The organism is Marinobacter sp. KM021 (assembly GCF_050707965.1).
GTDB lineage: Bacteria > Pseudomonadota > Gammaproteobacteria > Pseudomonadales > Oleiphilaceae > Marinobacter > Marinobacter shengliensis.
Genome location: NZ_CP136129.1, coordinates 1303248 through 1327549, shown reverse-complemented (window position 1 = coordinate 1327549; position 24302 = coordinate 1303248). Strand labels below are relative to the sequence as shown.

General features: G+C 57.6%; 16 protein-coding genes. 14 read left to right on the top strand and 2 right to left on the bottom strand.

Annotated features, from left to right (window positions below; all coding sequences use genetic code 11):
• Positions 1 to 248 precede the first annotated feature (248 nt).
• The 9 genes from RVM24_RS06195 (at position 249) to rluB (ending at position 12060) form a co-directional block, all read left to right on the top strand.
• Entirely contained in the window at positions 249 to 3086 is a 2838-nt protein-coding gene (locus RVM24_RS06195; RefSeq protein ID WP_061332177.1) for a 2-oxoglutarate dehydrogenase E1 component, read from the top strand.
• Positions 3087 to 3111: 25 nt separating this feature from the next.
• The gene (odhB, locus tag RVM24_RS06190) at positions 3112 to 4329 is read left to right on the top strand and encodes a 2-oxoglutarate dehydrogenase complex dihydrolipoyllysine-residue succinyltransferase (RefSeq protein WP_072677188.1); all 1218 of its coding nucleotides are present in this window, start codon (positions 3112 to 3114) and stop codon (positions 4327 to 4329) included.
• Positions 4330 to 4364: 35 nt separating this feature from the next.
• On the top strand, positions 4365 to 5807 hold the full coding sequence (gene lpdA, locus RVM24_RS06185; RefSeq protein ID WP_431475140.1) for a dihydrolipoyl dehydrogenase: 1443 nt from the start codon (positions 4365 to 4367) through the stop codon (positions 5805 to 5807).
• A gap of 195 nt (positions 5808 to 6002) precedes the next feature.
• On the top strand, positions 6003 to 7169 hold the full coding sequence (sucC, locus tag RVM24_RS06180; protein WP_061332180.1) for an ADP-forming succinate--CoA ligase subunit beta: 1167 nt from the start codon (positions 6003 to 6005) through the stop codon (positions 7167 to 7169).
• A complete protein-coding gene (gene sucD / locus RVM24_RS06175) occupies positions 7169 to 8041 on the top strand; it encodes a succinate--CoA ligase subunit alpha (RefSeq protein WP_011784666.1) in 873 nt (290 codons plus the stop codon). The genes sucC and sucD overlap by 1 nt, the downstream gene beginning before the upstream one ends.
• A 195-nt stretch (positions 8042 to 8236) precedes the next feature.
• Complete coding sequence (locus tag RVM24_RS06170; RefSeq protein ID WP_082780552.1) at positions 8237 to 9451, top strand: tryptophan--tRNA ligase; 1215 nt, start codon at positions 8237 to 8239, stop codon at positions 9449 to 9451.
• Positions 9452 to 9488: 37 nt separating this feature from the next.
• A complete protein-coding gene (locus tag RVM24_RS06165; RefSeq protein ID WP_431475139.1) occupies positions 9489 to 10316 on the top strand; it encodes a segregation and condensation protein A in 828 nt (275 codons plus the stop codon).
• 14 nt (positions 10317 to 10330) lie between these two features.
• Positions 10331 to 10999, top strand: a complete 669-nt coding sequence (gene scpB, locus RVM24_RS06160) for an SMC-Scp complex subunit ScpB (RefSeq protein WP_431475138.1) — start codon at positions 10331 to 10333, stop codon at positions 10997 to 10999.
• A 38-nt stretch (positions 11000 to 11037) separates the two neighbouring features.
• Entirely contained in the window at positions 11038 to 12060 is a 1023-nt protein-coding gene (gene rluB / locus RVM24_RS06155; protein ID WP_106695872.1) for a 23S rRNA pseudouridine(2605) synthase RluB, read from the top strand.
• A gap of 16 nt (positions 12061 to 12076) precedes the next feature.
• Here the strand turns inward: rluB and RVM24_RS06150 are convergent, their stop codons facing one another.
• On the bottom strand, positions 12077 to 13003 hold the full coding sequence (locus RVM24_RS06150) for a GGDEF domain-containing protein (protein WP_106695871.1): 927 nt from the start codon (positions 13001 to 13003) through the stop codon (positions 12077 to 12079).
• A gap of 285 nt (positions 13004 to 13288) precedes the next feature.
• On the opposite strand from RVM24_RS06150, the gene RVM24_RS06145 reads away from it, so the two are divergent.
• From RVM24_RS06145 to RVM24_RS06125, 5 genes are all read left to right on the top strand, one after another.
• Positions 13289 to 13969: a GntR family transcriptional regulator gene (locus RVM24_RS06145; RefSeq protein ID WP_061332186.1), complete on the top strand. Its 681-nt coding sequence runs from the start codon at positions 13289 to 13291 to the stop codon at positions 13967 to 13969.
• A 1-nt stretch (position 13970) separates the two neighbouring features.
• Positions 13971 to 17462: a chromosome segregation protein SMC gene (gene smc, locus RVM24_RS06140; protein ID WP_431475137.1), complete on the top strand. Its 3492-nt coding sequence runs from the start codon at positions 13971 to 13973 to the stop codon at positions 17460 to 17462.
• Between the two features lie 121 nt (positions 17463 to 17583).
• A complete protein-coding gene (gene zipA / locus RVM24_RS06135) occupies positions 17584 to 18651 on the top strand; it encodes a cell division protein ZipA (protein WP_431475136.1) in 1068 nt (355 codons plus the stop codon).
• 24 nt (positions 18652 to 18675) lie between these two features.
• Positions 18676 to 20712 (top strand): NAD-dependent DNA ligase LigA, encoded by a 2037-nt coding sequence (gene ligA, locus RVM24_RS06130; RefSeq protein WP_431475135.1) that lies wholly within the window; start codon positions 18676 to 18678, stop codon positions 20710 to 20712.
• Positions 20713 to 20863: 151 nt separating this feature from the next.
• The gene (locus RVM24_RS06125) at positions 20864 to 23551 is read left to right on the top strand and encodes a hypothetical protein (protein ID WP_431475134.1); all 2688 of its coding nucleotides are present in this window, start codon (positions 20864 to 20866) and stop codon (positions 23549 to 23551) included.
• A gap of 26 nt (positions 23552 to 23577) precedes the next feature.
• Here the strand turns inward: RVM24_RS06125 and RVM24_RS06120 are convergent, their stop codons facing one another.
• Positions 23578 to 24210: a CBS domain-containing protein gene (locus RVM24_RS06120; protein ID WP_061332191.1), complete on the bottom strand. Its 633-nt coding sequence runs from the start codon at positions 24208 to 24210 to the stop codon at positions 23578 to 23580.
• Positions 24211 to 24302: the final 92 nt, after the last annotated feature.

The window sequence follows — 24302 nt, the reverse complement described above, 5'->3', positions numbered from 1 at the left end:
ACGCGGGGCCTTCAACCAAAGGCTTATAGTCAAAGGTCTTAATGGAGTGCAAACTTAGGCCCGCTGCTTCGGTTGACTTATCCAGGATGCCGGGCAGCGTTGCCGAGTATAAAAAATCACTGGGGACGGAAAACATCCTTGCTGGGTGTGGTGGCCAAAGTCATGCCGTAATAACCCGTATTGACTGTGAATTACCCCTGGCCGACCATACCGGCTCCCCCGCACCAGCCCAAGGTGAGCTATTCAAAATGCACGAAAGCATCATGGAGCAGTTATGGCAGACTTCCCACCTGCAAGGTGGCAATCTGGCCTATGTTGAACAGCTTTTTGAAACCTACCTGACAGACCCCAACGCCGTTCCTGAAGAGTGGCGAAGCTACTTCGACAAGCTTCCCAGTGTTGATGGCTATCATGGCCGCGACATTGTCCACTCAACCATCCGCGAACAGTTTGAGCATATCTCCCGCAATCAGCGTTTCCTGGCCAGCAGTGGCGTACCCGCCAGTGCCACCTCAGATGCCGATAAAAAGCAGATTCGTGTTCTTCAGCTGATCAATGCGTTCCGTTTCCGCGGACACCAGGAATCCAAGCTTGACCCTCTGGGTGTCTGGCAGCGTGAGTCTGTTGAAGATCTCGAGCCGTCTTTCCACGAGTTGGGCGAGTCGGATCTTGATTTGGAATTCCAGACCGGTTCACTGAACTTCGGTTCCGAAACGATGAAGCTCGGCGACATCGTGCAGGGCCTGCGCCAGACGTATTGCGAGAGCATCGGTGCTGAGTACATGCACGTGGTAGATACTCGCATCAAACGTTGGTTTCAGCAGCGTATGGAGCCGGTGCGCTCGCGCCCTGAGTACGAAGCTCAGACCCGCAAGCATATCCTGGAGCGTCTGACAGCTGCCGAGGGCCTGGAAAAGTACCTTGGCTCCCGCTATCCGGGCGTAAAACGCTTTGGTCTGGAAGGTGGCGAAAGCCTGATTCCATGCCTGGATGAACTGATCCAGCGTGCAGGCTCATACGGCGCCAAGGAAATTGTTCTGGGGATGGCCCACCGTGGCCGCCTCAACGTGCTGGTTAATACTCTCGGCAAAAACCCGAAAGAACTGTTTGATGAATTTGAGGGCAAGAAGCTCGCGGATTCAGGCTCCGGTGACGTGAAATATCACCAGGGCTTTTCTTCAAACGTGATGACACCCGGTGGCGAAGTGCATCTGGCCATGGCGTTTAACCCGTCGCACCTGGAAATTGTATCTCCGGTAGTGGTGGGCTCTGTACGCGCCCGTCAGGATCGCCGTGGCGATACCGACGGCAGCAAGGTTGTGCCGATCGTCATGCACGGTGACGCAGCGTTTGCGGGTCAGGGTGTTGTGATGGAAACCTTCCAGATGTCCCAGACCCGGGGCTTCGGTGTGGGTGGTACCATTCACATCGTGATCAACAACCAGGTGGGTTTTACCACCAGCCGGCAGGAAGATGCGCGCTCGACTGAATACTGCACAGACGTCGCCAAAATGGTTCAGGCGCCGATTCTGCACGTAAACGCAGACGATCCTGAAGCGGTGATGTTTGTTACCCAGATGGCCATGGATTACCGCAACGAATTCAAGCGGGATGTGGTTATTGATCTGGTGTGCTACCGCCGCCGCGGTCACAACGAAGCCGATGAGCCGGCTGCTACCCAGCCGCTCATGTATGAAAAGATCCGTAAGCTCAAGACCACCCGCAATCTGTACGCAGACCATCTGGTTGAAGCTGGCGTGATTACTGAAGAAGAAGCCAAGCAGATGGAAACCGACTACCGCGATGCGCTCGATAAGGGCGATCACGTGGTCAAATCGCTGGTGAAAGAGCCCAACAAAGAACTGTACGTGGATTGGGCTCCGTACCTTGGTCATGAGTGGACCGCCAAGTGCAAGACCAGTGTGGCTCTGAAGACCATCCAGAAACTGGGCAAGAAGATTACCGAGGTGCCTGAAGGCTTCAGCATTCAGCGTCAGGTTTCCAAGATCGTCAATGATCGCGAGAAGATGACGGCCGGCGCACTCTCACTGAACTGGGGCTACGGTGAGATGATGGCTTATGCCACCTTGCTGAATGAAGGTCACCCGATCCGCCTGACCGGTCAGGACGTGGGGCGGGGCACTTTCTCCCACCGCCACGCTGTTCTGCATAACCAGAAAGACGGGTCTACCCATATTTCCCTGCAGAACCTGAAAGACGAACAGCCCAAGTTCGATATCTATGACTCGCTACTTTCCGAAGAAGCGGTTATGGCATTCGAATATGGCTATTCCACCACCACGCCGGACGCACTGATTGTCTGGGAAGCCCAGTTCGGTGATTTTGCCAACGGCGCCCAGGTGGTTATTGATCAGTTCCTGACCAGTGGGGAGCACAAGTGGGGCCGTCTGTGTGGCCTGACGCTGCTGCTGCCCCATGGTTATGAAGGCCAGGGACCGGAGCACAGTTCGGCGCGTCTGGAGCGCTTCCTGCAGCTGTGTGCGGAGCACAACATCCAGGTTTGCGTGCCCACCACGCCATCCCAGGTATTCCATATGCTTCGTCGGCAGGTCAAGCGCCCGCTGCGTAAGCCGCTTGTGGCTATCACCCCCAAGAGCCTGTTGCGTCATAAAGAAGCCATTTCCGGCCTCGATGATCTGACCTCCGGTACCTTCCAGACCGTTCTGCCCGAGAAAGAGCCTTCTGATCCCAAGAAGGTGTCCCGACTGATTATGTGCAGCGGCAAGGTCTATTATGACCTTCTGGAGAAGAAAAAGGCGGATGAGCGAGACGACGTCGCCATTGTCCGGATTGAGCAGCTGTACCCGTTCCCCGGTGATGATCTGGACGAGCTCCTGGCCCAGTATCCCAAGCTCAAGCATGTAGTGTGGTGCCAGGAAGAGCCGATGAACCAGGGTGCCTGGTACTGCAGTCAGCATCATATGCGTAACGCGCTGCAGCGCCTGAACCCCAAGTTATACCTTCAGTATGCCGGTCGTGAGGCTTCTGCTGCTCCTGCCTGTGGACACATGTCTGTTCACATCGAGGAGCAAAAGAAACTGGTTAACGACGCGTTTGAAATCTGACGAGCTACCGAACTAAGGATCCGTAATGTCAACAGAGATTAAAGCCCCCGTTTTCCCTGAGTCGGTCGCCGAAGGCACCGTCGCGACCTGGCACAAGCAGCCCGGTGAGGCCTGTTCCCGTGACGAGCTGATTGTCGATATCGAGACCGACAAGGTTGTGCTCGAAGTGGTTGCGCCTGCTGATGGTGTGATCGAAGAAATTCTCAAGGGCGAAGGCGACACCTGCGAAAGCGGTGAGGTGATCGGCAAATTCAAGGAAGGCGCTGCGGGTGAATCCAAACCGGCAGAGAGCAAGCCTGAAGCCAAGGCTGAGGCGCCGAAAGAAGAAGCCCCGGCTGCAACTTCCGGCGACGCCATCCTGAGCCCGGCTGCCCGTAAGCTGGCCGAGGAAAATAACGTTGATCCGGCCTCTGTCAAGGGCACCGGCAAAGACGGTCGTGTGACGAAAGAAGACGTGCAGAACTTTGTGGACAGCAGCAAGTCCTCCGGTGGTGCCGCTGCCAAGCCGGCAGCCATGCCTGAGGTAAATGTTGCCCAGGGTGAGCGCCCGGAGAAGCGTGTTCCGATGACTCGCCTGCGCGCCAGTATCGCCAAGCGTCTGGTGGATGCCCAGCAGACAGCAGCCATGCTGACCACGTTCAACGAAGTGAATATGGCGCCCATCATGGAGCTGCGTAAGCAGTACCAGGACAGTTTCGTGAAGCGCCACGGCATCAAGCTTGGCTTCATGTCGTTCTTCACCAAGGCGGCCACCGAAGCTCTCAAGCGCTTCCCGGCTGTCAATGCCTCGATCGACGGGAATGACATGGTGTATCACGGCTATCAGGATATTGGTGTTGCCGTATCCACGGATCGTGGTCTGGTGGTTCCGGTACTTCGTGATTCCGACGCCATGGGCCTGGCTGATATCGAGAAGAAGATTGTCGAGTACGGTACCAAGGCGAAGGAAGGCAAGCTGGCCATCGAAGACATGACTGGCGGCACTTTCACCATCACCAACGGTGGTATCTTCGGTTCACTGATCTCCACGCCGATCCTGAACCCGCCGCAGACCGCTATTCTGGGCATGCACAAGATCCAGGAGCGCCCGATGGCGGTGAACGGCAAGGTCGAGATCCTGCCGATGATGTACCTGGCGCTGTCATACGATCACCGTATGATCGACGGTAAGGAAGCGGTGCAGTTCCTGGTTGCGATCAAGGAAATGCTGGAAGACCCGGCCCGTATCCTGCTGGACGTGTAAGCTGACACTCAACGAATTCGATAACAGGAAAGATTATGTCCGATAAGTTCGATGTTATTGTCATTGGTGCCGGCCCCGGCGGTTACGTTGCAGCTATCAAGGCGGCCCAGCTTGGCCTGAAAACGGCCTGTGTGGAGTTCTGGACAAGCAAAGACGGTAAAAGCCAGGTTCTGGGCGGCACCTGCCTGAACGTGGGCTGTATTCCGTCCAAAGCACTGCTTGAGGTGACTCACAAATTTGAGGAAGCCAGCCACGATTATGAGTCCATGGGTATCATGACCAAGGGTGTTGATATCGATGTGGCGAAGATGATGGAGCGCAAGTCCGGCATCGTGCAGCAACTGACTGGCGGTATTGCCGGCCTGTTCAAGGCTAATGGTGTGACCTCCATTCACGGTCACGGCAAGCTTCTGGCTGGTCGTAAGGTGGAAGTTACCGATAAAGACGGCAAGACCAAGACCTACGAAGCCGACAACGTTATTCTGGCGACGGGCTCCAAGCCGATCGAGATTCCGCCTGCACCGTTTGATGGCGAGTATATCGTCGATTCCGAGGGCGCTCTGGAGTTCACCGAAGTGCCCAAGCGTCTTGGTGTTATCGGTGCCGGTGTGATTGGTCTTGAGCTTGGCAGCGTTTGGGCCCGTTTGGGTTCAGAAGTAACCATCCTTGAGGCTCAGGATAGCTTTCTCCCCGCGGTGGACCAGCAGGTCGCCAAGGATGCGCTTAAGCAGTTCAAGAAGCAGGGTCTGAATATTATCACCGGTGCCCGCATGACGGGTGCTGAGGTCAAGCGCAAGTTGGTGAATGTTAGCTACGAAGATTCCAAGGGCAAGCAGGAAGTGAAGTTCGACAAGCTGATCGTTGCTGTTGGCCGTCGTCCGTACACTGACGGCGCCCTGGCCGAGGATTCCGGCGTGACCATGGATGAGCGCGGCTTCATTTTTGTGGACGACAACTGCAAAACCGAAGCGCCGGGTGTCTGGGCGGTAGGTGACATTGTTCGTGGCCCGATGCTGGCACACAAAGCCTCTGAAGAGGGTGTGATGGTTGCCGAACGTATTGCCGGGCATAAGCCGCAGGTCAACTACGATTGCATCCCTAACGTGATCTACACCTTCCCGGAAGTGGCTTGGGTCGGCAAGACCGAAGAGCAACTGAAGGCCGAAGGTGAAGAATACAACGTAGGCAGCTTCCCGTTTGCCGCCAACGGCCGAGCCATGGCGGCGAATGCGGCCGCCGGTATGGTCAAGATCATCGCAGACGCGAAGACGGATCGTATCCTGGGCTTTCACGTTGTTGGTCCTCAGGCGTCTGAAATCGTTGCCCAGGGCGTCATTGCCATGGAATTCGGTTCCAGTGCAGAAGATCTGGCCCTGACCTGCTTTGCGCATCCGACTCTATCAGAGTCAGTGCACGAGGCGGCCCTGGCTGTTGCTGGCGGTGCGATTCACGTCGCCAACCGTCGCAAGAAGAAGTAACGCAACACCGGAATCGGGGCGCCAATGTCGGCGCCCCGCTGCCATCATAAAGGCAGCTTTCTGTGTGCGTAACCGGCGGGTTCAGGCGATCCCTTGCCCGCCAGAACGAATTCGCGATTGGTATGCCAAGGGCGGTGTGCCAGCGGGTTCATTTCCGTACGTGGTTATCCTCCATCAATAGACGGGACATTAACTATGAATTTGCATGAATATCAGGGCAAGCAGCTTTTCGCTGAGTATGGCCTGCCAGTATCTCAGGGCATTGCCTGCGATACGCCTCAAGAAGCTGTCGACGCTGCCACTGAAATCGGCGGTGACGCATGGGTTGTCAAGGCTCAGGTTCACGCGGGTGGCCGCGGTAAGGCCGGCGGTGTAAAGCTGGTCAAGAACAAGGAAGACATCCGTGAGTTTGCCCAGAAGTGGTTGGGCCAGAACCTGGTAACCTACCAGACTGACGAGAATGGCCAGCCGGTAAGCAAGATTCTGGTTGAATCCCTGACAGACATCGATCAGGAGCTGTATCTGGGTGCGGTCGTTGACCGTGGCACCCGCCGTATCGTTTTCATGGCCTCCACCGAGGGTGGCGTGGAAATCGAGAAGGTTGCTGAAGAGACTCCCGAGAAAATCCTGAAAGCCGAAATCGATCCGCTGGTAGGCGCTCAGCCGTACCAGGGCCGCGAGCTGGCATTCAAACTGGGTCTTGAAGGCAAGCAGATTGGTCAGTTCACCAAGATTTTCCTGGGCCTGGCCAAGCTGTTTGAAGAGCGCGATCTGGCGCTGGTAGAGATCAACCCGCTGGTGATCACTCCGGCTGGCGACCTGCACTGTCTGGACGCCAAGATCGGCATCGACGGTAATGCGCTTTACCGTCAGAAGAAAATCCACGAGATGCGTGATCCTTCCCAGGAAGATGCTCGCGAAGCCGAAGCGGCCAAGTGGGAACTGAACTACGTAGCGCTGGAAGGCAACATCGGTTGTATGGTTAACGGTGCTGGCCTCGCCATGGGTACGATGGACATCATCAAGCTGTCTGGCGGCCAGCCTGCTAACTTCCTGGACGTAGGTGGCGGCGCGACCAAAGAGCGCGTTTCCGAAGCGTTCAAGATCATCCTGTCTGACGACGCTGTGCAGGCCGTTCTGGTCAACATCTTCGGCGGCATCGTGCGTTGCGACATGATTGCTGAAGGCATCATCGGTGCGGTCAAGGAAGTGGGCGTGAAAGTGCCGGTTGTGGTTCGTCTCGAAGGCAACAATGCCGAACTGGGCACCAAGGTGCTCAAGGACAGCGGCCTGAACATTATCGCCGCTACCAGTCTGGCGGACGCCGCAGAGCAAGTCGTTAAAGCCGCAGGGGGTAAATAATGAGCATCCTGATCAACAAAGACACCAAGGTTATCTGCCAGGGCTTTACCGGCGCACAGGGTACCTTCCACTCTGAGCAGGCCATTGCCTACGGCACCAAGATGGTCGGTGGTGTCAGCCCCGGTAAGGGCGGCACTGAGCATCTGGGCTTGCCGGTGTTCAACACTGTACGTGAAGCGGTAGAGAAGACAGGTGCAGAAGCGACCGTCATCTATGTTCCGGCTCCGTTCTGTAAGGACGCCATCATCGAAGCGGCCGATGCCGGCATTCAGCTGATCGTTTGTATCACTGAAGGTATCCCGACCATCGACATGCTCTACGCCAAAGAATACGTTGACCGTAAAGGCGTTCGCATGATCGGACCGAACTGCCCGGGTGTGATCACTCCGGACGAGTGCAAGATCGGCATTATGCCTGGCCATATCCACAAGAAGGGTAAGGTTGGTATCGTATCCCGTTCCGGCACCCTGACCTACGAAGCGGTCAAGCAGACCACTGACTTCGGCTACGGTCAGTCCACCTGTATCGGTATTGGTGGTGACCCGATTCCTGGCTCCAACTTCATCGACATTCTGAAGCTGCTGCAGGAAGATCCGGAAACCGAAGCCATCGTGATGATCGGCGAAATCGGCGGTACCGCTGAGGAAGAAGCGGCTGCGTTCATCAAAGAGAACGTCACCAAGCCTGTGGTTTCCTACATCGCCGGTGTCACTGCACCTCCTGGCAAGCGTATGGGCCATGCTGGCGCCATCATTTCTGGTGGTAAGGGTACCGCAGACGAGAAGTTTGCCGCCCTGGAAGATGCCGGCGTTAAAACCGTGCGCAGCCTGGCCGAAATCGGCAAGGCCCTGAAGGAAGTGACTGGCTGGTAAGCCCGCCATAACCTTCACCAAAACCCCCGGGTTCGCGAGAATTCCGGGGGTTTTGCGTTATGGCGCCGGTGTTTTATATCGCTTTGCTTAACGCAGCGAGGTGTAAAGACTATAATGCCCGGTCAGCCTGATTTCCTGAGCCACCTCCGGTGGTGAAACCAGGCGCCTAATAAACAGAAATAAGGAGTTCGTGCTTTGAGTTCTGTAGATTCCCAGCAAAGGGTTTTGTCCGGTATGCGACCGACCGGCAAGCTTCACCTCGGCCACTATCACGGTGTGCTGAAAAACTGGGTGAAACTCCAGCACGAGTATGAGTGCTTCTTCTTCGTGGCAGACTGGCATGCCCTGACCACGCAATACGATGACACCTCCGGCATTCAGCAAAGCGTATGGGACATGGTTATCGATTGGTTGGCCGCGGGTGTTAACCCCGGCTCCTCAACCATGTTTATCCAGTCTCAGGTGCCGGAGCACGCAGAACTGCACCTGTTGCTCTCGATGATTACGCCGCTGGGCTGGCTGGAGCGCATTCCCACCTACAAGGATCAGCAGGAAAAGCTGCGAGAGAAAGACCTGGCAACTTACGGTTTCCTGGGTTATCCGCTGCTTCAGACCGCGGATATCCTGATGTACCGGGCCGGCAAGGTGCCGGTGGGTGCCGATCAGGTGTCCCATGTGGAAATTACCCGGGAAATCGCTCGCCGCTTCAATCACATCTATGGCCGCGAACCCGGTTTTGAAGAGCAGGCCGAGGCGGCCATCGTCAAAATGGGTAAGAAAAACGCCAAACTCTACCGCAACCTGAAGAAACGCTATCAGGAAGAGGGCAACATGGAGGCCCTGGAAACCGCACGGGCACTGTTGAAAGAGCAGCAGAACATTTCCCTGGGTGACCGGGAGCGGTTGTACGGCTATATCGAAGGCGGCGGCAAGGTAATCCTGCCAGAGCCCCAGCCGTTGTTGACGCCGGAATCGAAAATGCCGGGCCTGGATGGACAGAAGATGTCCAAATCCTACAACAACTACATCGGCCTGCGGGAAGAGCCAGACAGCGTTTCCCAGAAGATCCGCACCATGCAGACAGACCCGCAGCGGGTGCGCCGGACCGACCCGGGTGACCCGGAGAAATGTCCGGTCTGGAGTATGCACAAAGTGTACTCAGATGCCGAGACCTGCGAATGGGTGCAACAAGGCTGTCGCAGCGCAGGCATTGGTTGCCTGGATTGCAAAAAGCCGTTGATCGATGCGGTGATTGAAGAGCAGCGGCCGCTTCACGAACGGGCCCGGGATTATGAGAAAAACCCGGATGTGGTTCGCTCCATTCTGGAAGAAGGCCGCGAACACGCGCGGGATGCGGCTCGCGATACCCTGGAAGAAGTACGCACTGCAATGGGCCTCAGCTACCGCTGAGTTTACCCTGTCGCCACTGCCAACGGCTGGAGAGGCCATGACCGACGAGACTGACGAGTTGACACACGCCCCGGCTGAGGCCGGCGCGCAGGTGCCTCTGGCTCTGGTTTCCGGCAAGCCGTTGGTGGATATCCCCAAGGATCTCTACATTCCTCCCGATGCCCTGGCGGTGTTTCTGGAGGCTTTTGAGGGTCCCCTTGATTTGCTGTTGTATCTGATACGCCGGCAAAACATGAACATCCTTGATATTGATGTGAGTGAAATCACCCGCCAGTACATGGACTACATCGGCGCCGTTGAAGCCATGCGCTTTGAACTGGCGGCCGAATACCTTGTGATGGCGGCCACGCTGGCAGAGATAAAATCCCGAATGCTGCTGCCCCGCCATGAAACAGACGATGACGAGGAGCTGGACCCCAGGGCGGAGCTGATTCGCCGGTTGCAGCAGTACGAGCGGTTCAAGAAGGCTGCCGAAGATATCGATGAAATGCCGCGTCTGGAGCGTGACATTTTTGCAGCGTCAGCCGCCTTGCCGAAGCTGCCTTCGTCTCAGCCCCACCCGGAAGTGGATATGCGGGAGCTTTTGTTGGCTTTGCATGGCGTTCTGAAACGGGCGGATCTATTCACCAGTCACCATGTTGAGAAAGAGCGGCTGTCGACCCGCGAGCGAATGGCTCACATTCTCTCGGTGCTCCAGGGCGACCGGTTTGTCACGTTTGAAAGCCTGTTTACCATTGAGGAAGGGCGGCTGGGTGTGGTGGTGACGTTCCTCGCAACGCTTGAACTGGTGAAAGAGCAGCTGATTGAAATTGTACAGGCAGAGGTGCTGGGCCCGATTCACGTGCGTGCCCGGGCTGCCAGCTAGGTGAAGGCCAGATTATGAACGAAGAACATCTTGCGCGTGTTCAGGCGATTGCCGAAGCGGCCCTGCTGGCGGCTGGAAAGCCCCTGTCGCTGGAACAGCTCAGAGAATTGTTTGTGGAAGATGAGCGGCCATCCCGGCAGGTGATGGAGCACGTGCTGGTGCAGCTGGACAAAGCCTGCGAGGGACGAGGCTTTGAGCTGAAAAAGGTGGCCAGCGGTTATCGACTGCAGGTGAGGGAAGAGCTGGCACCCTGGGTTGGTCGCTTGTTCGAGGAGAAACCCCAACGGTATTCCCGGGCACTGCTCGAAACCCTGGCCCTGATTGCCTATCGGCAGCCAATCACCCGGGGTGAAATTGAAGATATTCGCGGTGTTACGGTAAGCAGCAATATCATTCGTACCCTGCTTGAGCGAGAGTGGGTAAGGGTTGTTGGACATCGTGACGTGCCGGGTCGCCCTGCAATGTACGCCACCACCCGACAGTTTCTGGATTATTTTAACCTGACAGGGCTGGATGAACTGCCACCGCTGTCTGAGGTTCGTGATCTCGAGGAAATTGGCCGGGAGATCGAACGAAACATACAGGGGGAGATTCAGTTTGAATCATCCCAAAATGACAGCAGTGACGACCCCGGACAACCCGGAGACATCCAGACTGCTGAATCGGAACAGACACTTCACTGATGTCAAAAGACATCGGTTAATCGGTAAGGACGTATTACATGGCGGCATCTAGCCCCGGAAAACAAGGCCCTGGAAAACCAGGTTCCAGAACCCGAGCATCTCAGGGCGATAAGGCTCTGACGGCGGGCCCTGAACGCATTCAGAAACTGCTCGCAAGAGCGGGTGTTGGGTCTCGCCGGGAGATTGAAGGGTGGATGGAATCCGGGCGGTTACAGGTTAACGGCCAGCCGGCGGAGCCAGGCCAGAAAGCCACTACGGACGACCGTTTTGAGCTGGATGGAAAGCAGCTGGATGTGTCAGCCGCCGCCCAGGTGGTTCGCAGGGTGCTGATCTACAACAAGCCCGAGGGCGAAGTCACCACCCGGAAAGATCCGGAAGGCAGGCCAACGGTATTTGACCGCTTGCCACGCCTGAAAGACCAGCGCTGGATCGCCATCGGGCGGCTGGATATCAATACCACCGGGCTGGTGTTGTTCACAACCGACGGTGAGCTTGCCAACCGGTTGATGCACCCGTCGAGCCAGATTGACCGGGAATATGCCGTGCGGGTATTTGGTGAGGTAGACGACGCCATGCAGCAGCGTTTGCTGGAAGGTGTGTTACTGGATGACGGCATGGCCAAGTTCTCCGACCTGGCTCCCGCTGGCGGCAGCGGCATCAACCAGTGGTTCCACGTGACCCTGATGGAAGGACGGAACCGGGAAGTCAGGCGCCTGTGGGAGTCCCAGGGGGTTAGGGTCAGCAGGCTTAAGCGGGTGCGCTATGGGCCAATTTTCTTGCCAAGCCGTCTTACCCTGGGCAAATGGGAAGAGCTGGATCAGAAAGGTGTGGATGCCCTGAGCAAGGCCGTCGGGCTGTCTGCGGTGGATATTCCGCAAAAGACCCCCGGTGAGCAGGCGGCTCACGATCGCAGGCGACGAAAAAGTCCCGGAAAGTCTCTGCAGCGTGCCCGCAAGGGAACCTGGCAGGTCAGCGACTCTGCGCCCGCCAAGCCAAAGCGCGATGACCGCAAAGCAAGGTCAGGCGCAAAGAAGCCGGCTCGTAACAATCGGGGCGAATAAGCCCCCCAACTGTCGCTCAGGAAATACTGGCGAAAACGCGGGTGCAGTTGCGGCCCTGTGCTTTCGCCCGATATAACGCTTCGTCTGCCCGGGCCAGCCACTGCTCCGGCGCCTCGTCTGCAAGGTGGGTTGCCACACCGCAGCTGCCGGTAACCGTCAGTGGCGTCTCACCACCATCCACCCGAATACTTTCGATCGCCAGGCGAATGCGCTCGGCAACTTCCCGTGCTTCCTGCTCACTGGTGTGAGGCAGTAATACGGCAAATTCTTCCCCGCCAAATCGATACACGGTGTCTGAATTTCGAATGGCTTGTTCCAGCTTCTCTGCGGTTCTGGTCAGGATATGATCCCCAACCACGTGCCCGTGGTTGTCATTGATCAGTTTGAAGTGATCCAGGTCGCACAGGATGAGGCTCCAGGGCGCGCCATGCCGGTCGGCCAGAGCGCTTGCCCGCAGCAGAGCTTCGTCAAGGGCACGTTTGTTACCAATGCCGGTCAGGGCGTCGGTCAACGCGGCTTGCTCAATGGCGATGTACTGGCAGGCGTTGCGCAGTGGGCAGATGGCTGCCGAGAGCATCATCTCCAGGCCAGTAAGTTCTTCGTCTGTAAACTTTTGCCGGCGCTGAAACGCGAGCGTGCCATAGTAACTTCCTTCCAGCGTGAGGCGGTATTCGCAGCGATGGGGCCCGCCCATACCGGTTGAGAACACAAAATCCTGCCGGGCAATCCGATGCCGGTAATTGAGGGCATCAAACGGGATGGTTTGTGCAATCTCGTCTGCGATGATACCGAGTTGGGTTTCCAGTGACAGGGTGGTAGACAGCCGTTTGGCGAGCTTGGTGAGAACATCAGGGGACTGGTTCCAGTCATGAAACGACTGCTTCAGGGCGGCCAGCCTGGCCGGCTGCGTCTTTGACGGCTGAATCGAAGTCAGGTTTTTCACAATGGCTCGCTCTGCTTCTGGAAAAGGGTATAGTGACAGCCTCACCAGCATGAACTGTGCCATTGAAAATAAAGGCATTATAAACAATGAAATATGATGTTTTCTTTATTGCGTTTTGAGGTTTTGGATGGGGTGATTGTCTGAAAGCGCCATTTTTCCGGCAGGGCATTGCCGCTGGTGCAAAACCTGCAATCAAAATGTCAGACAAGGGGTGGGGCTGGCCGGAGGCTGTGATAAACTTCTGCGCTTGACCATGTCCTGTCATAACAAGAGAGCATCAGGTTTATGAGATTTCAGGCACCGGAGAGCCTTTCAGAGCAAATCGCGCAGCATATCGGGCAACGGATCATCATTCGTGATCTCAAGCCGGGGGAGCGGATTCAGGAACTGAAGGTGGCCGGTGAGCTGAATGTCAGCCGTGGCTCGGTGCGCGAAGCGCTGCTGATACTTGAGCGCCGCCACCTGGTGGAAATCTTTCCGCGCCGGGGGGCGGTGGTGTCTGACCTGACCCCGGGTTCGGTCAACGCCCTGTACGATATCTACATCGATCTGCTATGCATGCTCGGGCGCAAAGTGCTGGAGCGGTGGTCCGGTTCCGAGCTTGGTGGCGTGATGAGCCAGGTCAAGGAGCTTCAGGCGGTCATTGATGCACTCAATTCCAATGCCACTGATGCCGCGGAACAGGTCATAGACGCCGGCTTCGGCGTCATGCGTTACGCCTACCGATTGGTCGAAAACCCGTTTCTTGAAGAAACCCTTGAGAATTTCCGGCCCGCCATCAGCCGCACCTATTACGTAGCCCTTGAGCATTTCAGAAGTGAGATCGCCGAAACCGGCACTTTCTTCCGTCATCTGGCAGATGCGGCGGTTAAGGGCGATTCAGCTCTCCTGGAGCGGGTTATCCAGGATTTCGGCGAACACCAGAGAGCACAGGTTTTGAGCATTCTCACGGAGGAGAACGCCTGATATGAGGCTCAAGTCCATCAAGCTGGCTGGCTTCAAGTCGTTTGTTGATCCCACTACGGTGCCATTCCCGTCCAACATGACGGCGGTGGTGGGGCCAAACGGTTGTGGCAAGTCCAACATCATCGACGCCGTGCGCTGGGTGATGGGTGAAAGCTCCGCCAAGTATCTGCGCGGCGAGTCCATGACGGACGTCATCTTTAACGGCTCAAGTGCCCGTAAGCCTGTCGGCCAGGCGTCTATCGAACTGGTGTTCGATAACGGTGATGGCACCGCGCCTGGTGAATTCGTCAAGTTCAACGAAATTTCGGTCAAGCGCCGTGTGTCCCGTGAGGGGCAATCGGAATACTTCCTGAATGGCGCCAAATGTCGCCGCCGGGACATCACCGATCTGTTCCTGGGCACCGGCCTTGGCCCTCGTAGCTACGCAATCATCGAGCAGGGCATGATTTCCCGGTTGATTGAGGCGAAGCCTGAAGAGCTGCGCGTATACATCGAGGAAGCCGCGGGAATCTCCAAATACAAGGAACGAAGGCGCGAGACCGAGAACCGGATCAAGCGCACCCAGGAGAACCTGGAACGGCTTACCGACCTCCGGGAGGAGCTAGGGCGCCAGTTGCAGCATCTGGAGCGGCAGGCGGCCGCGGCCGAGAAGTATAAGGCCTACAAGCAGGAAGAACGGCAGAAAAAGGCCGAGCTTACGGTGCTGCGCTGGCAGGCGCTGGATAATGACTTACAGTCCTGGCGTGGAAAGATTCGGGATACCGAACTCGAGCTGGAAAAACTGCTGACCGAACGGGTTAATCTCGAAACCTCCCTGGAATCGCTTCGGGAAGACCACCACGAACGCACCGAACTTTTCAACCGGGCCCAGGCACGCTACTACGAAGCCGGCGCCGATATTGCCCGGATCGAACAAAGCCTGGAGCACCAGAGGGAGCGTAGCCGCCAGACCGCCGCAGAGCTGGATCAGGCCATGGCTAACCAGCGTGAGCTCGGGCGCGAGCTTGAACAGGATGAACAAAAGCTGGCGGGCATTCAGGAAGAGCTCGATATGATCGAGCCGGAGCAGGAAGCCCTGGCCCTGCGTTCGGAAGAATCCGGAGAGAAGCTCCAGCTGGCCGAAGACGCCATGAGTGACTGGCAGCACCGGTGGGAGGAGTTCAGCACCCGGTCATCCGACGCTCGGCGCCAGGCGGAACTCGCCCAATCCCGAATCCGGTCGCTTGAAGACGCTATTGCCCAACTACAGAACCGTCACGGCAAACTGCTGGACGAACAGGTGTTGTTGGAAGAGCAGCTGGACCGGGCGGAACTTGATGAGCTGCTCGAACAGCAGGAAACCCTCGAGCTACAGCGTGAAGAGGCAGCGGAGCGCATTCAGACACTGCAGGATGACGTATACCAGAGCCGGCAGAAGCTGCGGGAAGCAGAGCAGGCTGTGGCCGAACGCCGGCAACAGGTGCATAGCCTGAAAGCGGCCCTGGATTCCCAGATGGCCTTGCTGGATGAACAGATGGGCGGCCATGACGATACCTTGCAGGGCTGGTTGCGGGATAACGGTTTGTCGGATGCGCCCAGGGTCGCCGCCGCGTTGCGTATTGAAGATGGCTGGGAGTTTGCGGTAGAGCAGGTGATTGGCCGGTTCAGCCAGGGGCTTGCATTGCCGGGCTTTGACCACCTTGTTGACGCCCTGGACATCGCGCCAAAAGGCCTTGCGCTGGTGTCTTCGGGCACTGAACCAAGGCCTGCTGGAGGGTTGGCGGCGAAGGTGGATGGGGTGGAGGCGATCAGCCACCTGCTTGCCGGTATTGGGACGGCAGACTCGACCCGAGATGCATTGGCGCAGCGGGCCCAACTTTCCGCCGGTGACAGCGTGATTACCCCTGAGGGGGTCTGGGTTGCCCGTGACTGGGTATTGATGCCGGATTCCGAGGCAGGTCAGATCGGCGTCATTGAACGCCAGAAAAAGGTCAGCGAGCTTGAGGTACGGCTGCAAGAAGCCGAAGAGCAACTTGAACAGGCGGTTGAAGCGCTTGAGTTACTTCAGGAACAGGGAGAGCGCGCCGAAGCTGCGAGGGAGGAGGCCCAGAGCCGTCTGAATGACGCTGAGCGGGAACTCGGTGCCCTGTCCTCAAAAGTCAGTGGTCTTAAAGCCCGGGCTGAACAGATTGATGCCCGCCTTGCCCGTATCCGGGATGACATCGAGGATGTGGTCGGAGGCCTGGAACAGCAGAAGGAAGATCTCGAATCTGCCAGGGAAGAATGGAACATGGCGCTGGCGTCCACCGAGGACAGCGATGAGGAGAAAGAACGGCTGCTGGAACAGCGTGATACCTTGCGGGAGAATCTCGACAGGCTGCGCCAGGAAGCCCGTCACGACCGGGATCACGCCCACCAGTTGCAGTTGCAATTGCAATCATTGCAGAGTCAGCGCGATGGATTGAAACAGACCATTGAACGCATGCAAATGCAGAAAGAACGGCTGGAAGAGCGCCTTGATATGCTCCGGGAAACCCGAGAGAGCGCGGAAGAACCACTGGAAGACCTTCAGCTTCAACTCGAGGGGCTTCTGGAGCGCCGATTGGCGGAAGAGGAGAAGCTTTCGGCCGCCAGGGACGCCCTGGAAGACATTGACCGCGAAGTACGGGAGCGGGAGCAGGGCAGAAGCCGCACTGAGCATGTGGTGGGTGAGGTGCGCGCCCGGCTGGAAAAGCTCAAGATGGAATCCCAGGCGTTGGAAATCCGGTCGGGTAACCACATCGAGCAGCTCAGGGAGCTGGATGTAAAGCTCCAGGAAGTGCTGGGCCAGTTGCCGGAGGATGCCGATGAGAAAAGCTGGGCCGAAGAACTGGAAAAAATTGGCAACCGTATCCAGCGGTTGGGGGCCATTAATCTGGCGGCCATCGAGGAATACCAGGTACAGAGTGAGCGCAAGACCTACCTGGACGAGCAGCACAATGATCTGATGGAAGCCCTGGAAACCCTGGATACCGCCATTCGCAAGATAGATCGGGAAACCCGCCAGCGCTTCAAGGAAACCTTCGATCAGGTTAACGGTGGCCTGCAGGCGTTGTTCCCGAAGGTGTTTGGTGGCGGCAATGCCTATCTGGAGCTGACCGGCGAAGACCTTCTGGAAACCGGCGTGGCGATCATGGCGCGGCCACCGGGCAAGAAGAACAGTACCATCCACCTGCTGTCCGGTGGCGAGAAAGCCTTGACTGCGATTGCCCTGGTATTCTCTATCTTCCAGCTCAATCCGGCGCCTTTCTGTATGCTGGATGAGGTAGATGCCCCGCTGGACGATGCCAACGTTGGCCGTTACGCCAATATGGTGAAAGAGATGTCCAAACAGGTACAGTTCATCTACATTACCCACAACAAGATCGCCATGGAAATGGCGGACCAGTTGATGGGCGTCACCATGCACGAACCGGGTTGCTCCCGGCTGGTTTCGGTGGATGTCGACGAGGCGGCAGCCTTGGCGGAGGCCTGAGGGTTGGCGAAAAAGCCGTCAACCATGACAATAACGCCATCTCGGCCCGGAGTGCGTTGTATTCATTACGGGCTTTTCTTAGAGTAGCAACGTTCCGAACTGCAAACAGGACAGCAGCACTATGTCACTTAGGGAATGGTTAATTGCCATAGGTACCCTGGTTATTCTTGGAATCGTCATTGATGGTGTTCGGCGGATGCGCCGGGCCCGTAAGGAGTCCATGGCGATTTCCTCCGGAATGGGCGCGGATGATCTGAAGGATTCCCCGCTCGATGATGATTACAATCCAGAACTTCCCAATGGTGGAGCCCGAACCGTATCCAGGGGAACCCTCGAAGAGCGGGGCTACCTCAAGCGGGACACGTCAGAGGATTTCGGCAGTTCGGACGATGACGACGTTATGCTGGAATCGGGGTGGGGCGCGACCGACGACAACATCGACGATGGTGTCCTGGGTGAGCCAAGAGTCGTGAATAGCCGTTCCGAGCGTTCAGTAGAACCACCGGCGGGTGAGGCTGAGGAGGTCTACGACGACGAAGTCTCCGCCCGGCCGGTATCAGAGCCCGAACTGCCGCCAGAACCGGAGCCGGCACCGGAGTCAGCACCAGAACCAGAACCGAAATCTCGTCCCGCAGCAAAAACCCGAGCGAAAGAACCTCCTGTGTTGACCACAGAGGTTGAGGAAGATACCGCTCGCCGGGAAGCGGCACCGGGCCCACGCAAAAATCAGCCGTTGGCGGGAGCCAATCGCCCGGAAGCCAGGGAAGTGCTGGTGATTAACGTATTGGCCCGTAACGGAGAACACTTCCCCGGCACGACCCTGAAAAAGCTGTTTGAGGCCTGCGGTCTTGAACATGGCGACATGGACATCTACCACCGGCATGAAGGTGCTGACACCACCACGCCAGTGCAGTTCAGCGTTGCCAACGCGGTGGAGCCGGGAACCTTCCGGCCCCAGGATATGCCAACGTTGAACACTCCCGGAATCAGTTTCTTCATGAGCCTGCCCGGGCCATCCAATGCCATGCAGGCCTTCGAATTCATGCTCGAAACCGCTCAGTGCGTTGTGCGCAATATGGGCGGTGAACTGAAAGACGAGCGCCGCAGCGTAATGACTCCGCAGACGATCGAGCACTGCCGGCAGCGCATCCGTGAATTCGAACGTAAACAGCGTTCCCATCGGGTATAACACTTAATCAGGACATTCGATCCGATGAGCCAGGTTTCTGCCGATATCCAGCAGCGCGTGGAACAGTTGCGCGCCGCCCTGGACGATCACAATTACTACTATTACGTTCTGGATGACCCCAGGATACCCGATGCTGAATACGATCGGCTGTTCCGTGAACTCCAGACACTGGAAGCGGACTACCCGGAACTTGCCACAGATAACTCGCCTACCCGGCGGGTCGGCAGTGCCGCGGAAACCAGCTTTGAAGAAATCACCCATCGATTGCCCATGCTGTCATTGGACAATGCGTTCAGTGACGACGAGCTCCGTGATTTCGACCGCCGAGTGCGTGATCGCCTGGCAACCGAGGATCCGGTGGAATATGTCTGTGAGCCCAAGCTGGATGGCCTTGCGGTCAGCCTGCACTATGAGCAGGGTGTATTAACTCGGGCCGCCACCCGAGGCGACGGTTATACCGGTGAGGATATCACGGCCAATATACGCACCATTCCGTCAGTCCCCTTGACCTTGCGGGGCGACGACTATCCGGATCTGGTGGAAGTTCGGGGTGAAGTCTATATGCCCAAGGCGGGGTTTGAGCAACTGAACCGGCGCCTCGCTGAGCAAGGCGAAAAGCCCTTTGTAAACCCCAGAAATGCCGCTGCCGGTAGCCTGCGCCAGAAGAAATCAACAGTCACCGCCAAGCGCCCCCTGGAGCTGTGTGCCTACAGCATGGCGGTCACCGACGAAAGCCTGCTGCCTGAAACCCACTGGGAAAGCTTGCAGCGGGTTCGGGGCTGGGGGTTTCGTATTAACCCGGAAATGCGCAAAGCCAAGGGGGTTGAAGCGTGCCTCGAGGCGTACCAGGAGCTGATGGCCAAGCGCGACACGCTGCCATACGAAATAGACGGTATCGTGTTCAAGGTGAATCGCCTGGATTTGCAGCAGCAGCTGGGCTTTGTGTCCAGGGCGCCCCGGTGGGCCATTGCCCACAAATTCCCCGCCCAGGAAGAACTGACCGTTATTGAAGATGTGGAGTTCCAGGTGGGCAGGACCGGGGCTGTCACGCCTGTTGCCCGGCTCAAACCAGTGTTTGTGGGTGGCGTGACCGTTTCCAACGCAACACTCCACAACATGGACGAGATTCGCCGGCTGGATGTGCACATCGGTGATACGGTGTTCATACGCCGTGCTGGAGATGTCATTCCGCAAGTGGTGAAGGTGGTTCCGGAGAAACGCCCGAAGGGCGCAGCGGAAGTGGTCCTGCCGAGCCAATGCCCAGTCTGTGACTCGGACATCGTCCAGATAGAAGGGGAGGCTGTCGCCCGTTGTTCCGGGGGGCTGTACTGCCCCGCCCAGCGCAAGGAAGCCATTCGCCATTACGCCTCCCGCAAGGCCATGGATATCGAAGGTCTGGGTGACCGGCTGATTGAAGTGCTGGTGGATGAAGGCATGGTGAACACCGTCGCGGACCTGTACCGACTAACCAAATTCCAGTTATCCAGCCTTGACCGTATGGGGGATAAATCAGCAGGCAACCTTGTGGCGGCCATTGACAGGGCCCGTAAGCCGGTGCTGTGGCGGTTCCTCTACGCCCTGGGTATTCGCGAGGTGGGTGAGGCGACCGCGAAGTCCCTGGCATCGCATTTCGGTACCCTTGAGGCAATTTCAGCCGCCGATGACGAGGCGCTGCAGGCGGTACCGGACGTTGGTCCCATCGTGGCCGGCCATATTCGCAGTTTCTTCGACCAGCCCCACAACCAGGAAACCCTGCAGGCTTTGAAAGACACCGGGGTAAGCTGGCAGGAAGAACAGGTTGTCCCTGCCGAGGCCAAACCCCTGGCCGGCGAAACCTGGGTGCTGACCGGCACCCTGTCACAGATGACCCGGGACCAGGCGAAGGAAAAACTGGAGAAACTGGGAGCCAAGGTCGCGGGCAGCGTTTCGAAGAAAACCGCGTGCGTGGTGGCGGGTGAGTCTGCTGGCTCCAAACTGACCAAGGCAGAACAGCTGGGAGTGCCTGTCCTGGATGAAGAGGGGCTTCTCGCCCTCTTAGAGGAGCATGGCGTAGCAGGCTGATGCGGGCCCGGCCGGTGAATCTGAGAACTCGCGCAGATCCGGCAGGGCGCAAATTGGCTAACATGGCGTTGATCTGTAACGGTGTGTAAACCGGGAGCGTTATGCCCCGCTGGCACCGCCATAACAACAACGTCATGAAACGGATTTTTGCATGCGCGCCGATCTGCTCCCCCGCACCTCCTCCTCTGGCCGTCTTCTTGGCCTGGCCCTGATCGCACTGATGTCTGCCGGCTGTAAAACCGAAAAAGACCCCGACCAGCCCACGCTGCTTGGCGCGCCGCCGACCACGGCCTACCTGGGGGTTGAGTATTACTACAACTGGGGAGCCTATGGCGGCGAGAGCATTCTGGATTACTCGCTGACGAACGCCCCCTCCTGGCTCGCGCTGGAAGACACCAGCAATAAAGCCCGCCAGGGCATCATCATGCGCGGCGTTCCTGGACTGTCCGGGGGCGCGAGAGGTGAGGCGGACCTGGGCAGAAACGACAACATCGACATTGTCACCACCGATGGCCGCATGGCCGGGTTCCAGCCTTTTGATATTGAAGTCAAACGGAATGTAGTGACGCTGGAGGCGCCGTCGTTCACCGAGGGCGAGAGCCCGGACATTCCTGACAGCTCCCGAACCCGTTGTGAACTGCCTGCACTGGATGTGGTCGGCGAGCATGACTATGAGATTGACCTGTACAACGAGGATGGCTCGTTTAAGGAGTCCAAGGCAGTTACTTCGCCAACCAATCGCGTGTTTGCAAAGGTTCTTTTGGACCAACCCTCCGTGACAAGGGTTTCCATCGCGTTCGAGCTGCGCTCGGAATTCGATGAGAATAAGTGTGACGACGAGGAAAGCCCACCGCACCAGCGGTGCGAATACAGCAGTGACAACCTCGGCCGTGCCATTATCGGTAACGACATTGTCGCGCAGGGCAGCAACACCGCGTTCCCGGTGGATGAACAGGGCGAGGAGCTGACCTACATCGAGTACTACGAGAACGACGCTGGCATCAAGGATCGGGGGCTGATTACCCTCGAGCCAGGTATCACCGAGTGCTACATTCCATTGGAAGTCATTGACGACACCATCCCCGAACCTTCCGAACTGGCGCAGCTTCATTTAACAGAGGTGCGCACGGGCATTGCCTCCCTGGGCGCATCGGACACCGGTGTGCGAACCAACCTGACCATTCGTGACAATGAACCGACGGTTGCCATCGGAACCCTGAAGGGCGGCCCGCGAGATACGTTGAACACCGGTACAACCGGGCAATATCGGGCCACGCTGTCCGGTGATAGGGAGGACGTCATCAAAGTCCGTTTGACGCACGCCCAAGGCTCCACGGCACGGCTGGGAACCGAGTTTGTCATTGAGCAGGAAGGCGTGGAGAACGATACCTTAAGCTTTCCCGTTGGCCAGAATGAATTGCTTTTCGAGGTCCGTGCCAGTGAGAGCTATTCAACGCCGGAGGACCTGCACGACCGATTTGCGAACCTGGCGGTAGACAGCCGGTTCCAGGCGGGCCGGGAAGGTTTTGCCAGAGGTGCCAGCGATAACCTGTTGAGGCTCAGCTTCAATCGTCTGAAAGAGTCTATTGTCTGGAATGACGGATTTGTTGCGACGGACTTTACCGTTGGTCATGGCGGTCGCTACTTTGTCGCCGGGAGCAACAACGGCCAGGTTCAGGTGCGCATTCATGATCAGACTGGCGCCCTGCTGGGCGACCCCGTAGTTGTTGCCGATCTCGCAGATGCCTCAGCCCGCCCCGATGTGTTCGTGGATGTGGCGGAGCGGCGGGTCACCGAAGACACGGTCCGGGTCACCCGATATGAAATGGCCGTGGCATTCACTACTGACGAGCCGGTTGGCTCAGGCGATGCCGGGGCCGGAGATAATGTGATTGTAGGCGTTTATCGACTAAGTGAAGGAGAGTATCAGCTGCGTTGGGATGACCTGTTCCGGATGGGCACCTCCGGGCATGACCGTGTTCGATGGATAGGGCTCAACCCTGGCAGTGGCTATGTTGCGATCGCGGGTGAAACCGACGGCGTATGGGGTGGAGAGTCGTCGGCCGGCGGTATCGACGCCTTCCTGACCCGAATCGATACCATACCCGATGGCGATGCACTGGTGCCAACGATCGCCTGGACGGTCCAGGTGGGTTCTGAGGGTGATGATCATGTGGTGGGCGGCAGTGTGGCCGCTCTCAGCCCCCTGCTGTTTGGTTTTGCGCCATCATCGATCGACGGCACGGCGGTTACCGGCCCCTTTTTCTTCGGTGGCAGCGCCTCGGGGACAGTGTCGGTTTACCAGGTTGGAGAAGAATCCGCCGAGGTTCTGCGGCACGGGTTTTATGGCGATGGTAGCGCGTGGCTGATTGGTGACGGCCCCTTTGAGTATCGAGTGGAAGTTAACGAAGATGACGCTGACGAACTTATTCGCACACGTGTGAACAGCCGGGCCGGGTTTGCTCTCGGTTACAGTACCTCGGGTGCCATAGGCAGTGCATTGTCGGCCAATGATCAGAATGACACTGCCATTGTAGAGCTGAGCCAGGGCCTGCTGTTTAACGGCGATATGGTCATTGCCGGTTCCACCGATGGGGTCTTCGCTGAAGGCGCTGGAAATCCCTCCACCCGCCATGCAATCCTGGCAAGGCTGAATCGTGGTGATGACGAAGCGGCCTATCGGAGCTGGCGCGTTCAGCCTGAGGTTGAGGGGTTGAATGTGTTAAGGCTGAAAAACTATCGGGATGATGAAATTACTGCGTTGGTAGACCTGGGTGGTGAGCTGGCAATTAGGCTGTTCGGCCCGGAGGGCGATGCACTGACCTCCGAGAACCCTTAATGGCTTTAAAGGGGGGGGGCGAGGCCTTAGACGGTCCCCTCCTGCCGGCTGGCGCTGGCATACAGCTTCAGGTAGTCGGTACTGGTCACAATGCCTGATGGCTGGCCTTTTGCGTCAACGATCAGTGCCGCGTTCAATTGGTGTGCAAGCATAAGCCGCGCGAGCTGGTGTGCGTCGGTTTCCGGAGAGGCGGTCAGGAAAGCTGGCAGTTCAACCTGAGACAGGCTCTGACTTACTGCTTGTGACGGGTTTTCGTGGAGCCAGGCGAGTAGCCAGCGCAGGTCAATCAGGCCTGCAACGTTGTGGTCGGCCAGGATGACCAGATGGTGCACATTGTTGTCTTCCATGCTGGACATGGCCTCACCCATGGAAGCCGTAGCGGGTACAGAGTACAGCGCCGGTGAGCAAATGGCGGAAACAGGCAGGTACACACGCTCCTCGCGCCGTTCTCCGGCGGCTGCGGCGCCATACTCCTGGAGTGCACGGTGGCGGCCGCTGTTAGCGGCCTGCTGAAACTCCGCGTCGGTTGCCTCGCTGTGGCCCGGTGAAATCGCGCCGGATTCCGTCAGCTCGGTGACGTCGCCAACGCGACGGCTTCGCAAGGCTTCCGGCAATCGGGTGCCGATTGGTCGCCCCGGCTCACTTACGTGAATAGACATTCCACTAACTCTCCCATGTGACTGCTGCAACATCCCAATGCAGAGCAGCTCCTCTAATGGTAACGGCTGAATGTCACAAAACTGTAGGCCGG

Excerpts from the sequence above, each read along its gene's own strand:
- RVM24_RS06195 (WP_061332177.1), top strand. The coding sequence starts at position 249 with ATGCACGAAAGCATCATGGAGCAGTTATGGCAGACTTCCCACCTGCAA.
- odhB (WP_072677188.1), top strand. The coding sequence starts at position 3,112 with ATGTCAACAGAGATTAAAGCCCCCGTTTTCCCTGAGTCGGTCGCCGAA.
- lpdA (WP_431475140.1), top strand. The coding sequence starts at position 4,365 with ATGTCCGATAAGTTCGATGTTATTGTCATTGGTGCCGGCCCCGGCGGT.
- sucC (WP_061332180.1), top strand. The coding sequence starts at position 6,003 with ATGAATTTGCATGAATATCAGGGCAAGCAGCTTTTCGCTGAGTATGGC.
- sucD (WP_011784666.1), top strand. The coding sequence starts at position 7,169 with ATGAGCATCCTGATCAACAAAGACACCAAGGTTATCTGCCAGGGCTTT.
- RVM24_RS06165 (WP_431475139.1), top strand. The coding sequence starts at position 9,489 with ATGACCGACGAGACTGACGAGTTGACACACGCCCCGGCTGAGGCCGGC.
- scpB (WP_431475138.1), top strand. The coding sequence starts at position 10,331 with ATGAACGAAGAACATCTTGCGCGTGTTCAGGCGATTGCCGAAGCGGCC.
- rluB (WP_106695872.1), top strand. The coding sequence starts at position 11,038 with ATGGCGGCATCTAGCCCCGGAAAACAAGGCCCTGGAAAACCAGGTTCC.
- RVM24_RS06145 (WP_061332186.1), top strand. The coding sequence starts at position 13,289 with ATGAGATTTCAGGCACCGGAGAGCCTTTCAGAGCAAATCGCGCAGCAT.
- smc (WP_431475137.1), top strand. The coding sequence starts at position 13,971 with ATGAGGCTCAAGTCCATCAAGCTGGCTGGCTTCAAGTCGTTTGTTGAT.
- zipA (WP_431475136.1), top strand. The coding sequence starts at position 17,584 with ATGTCACTTAGGGAATGGTTAATTGCCATAGGTACCCTGGTTATTCTT.
- ligA (WP_431475135.1), top strand. The coding sequence starts at position 18,676 with ATGAGCCAGGTTTCTGCCGATATCCAGCAGCGCGTGGAACAGTTGCGC.
- RVM24_RS06125 (WP_431475134.1), top strand. The coding sequence starts at position 20,864 with ATGCGCGCCGATCTGCTCCCCCGCACCTCCTCCTCTGGCCGTCTTCTT.
- RVM24_RS06120 (WP_061332191.1), bottom strand. The coding sequence starts at position 24,210 with ATGTCTATTCACGTAAGTGAGCCGGGGCGACCAATCGGCACCCGATTG.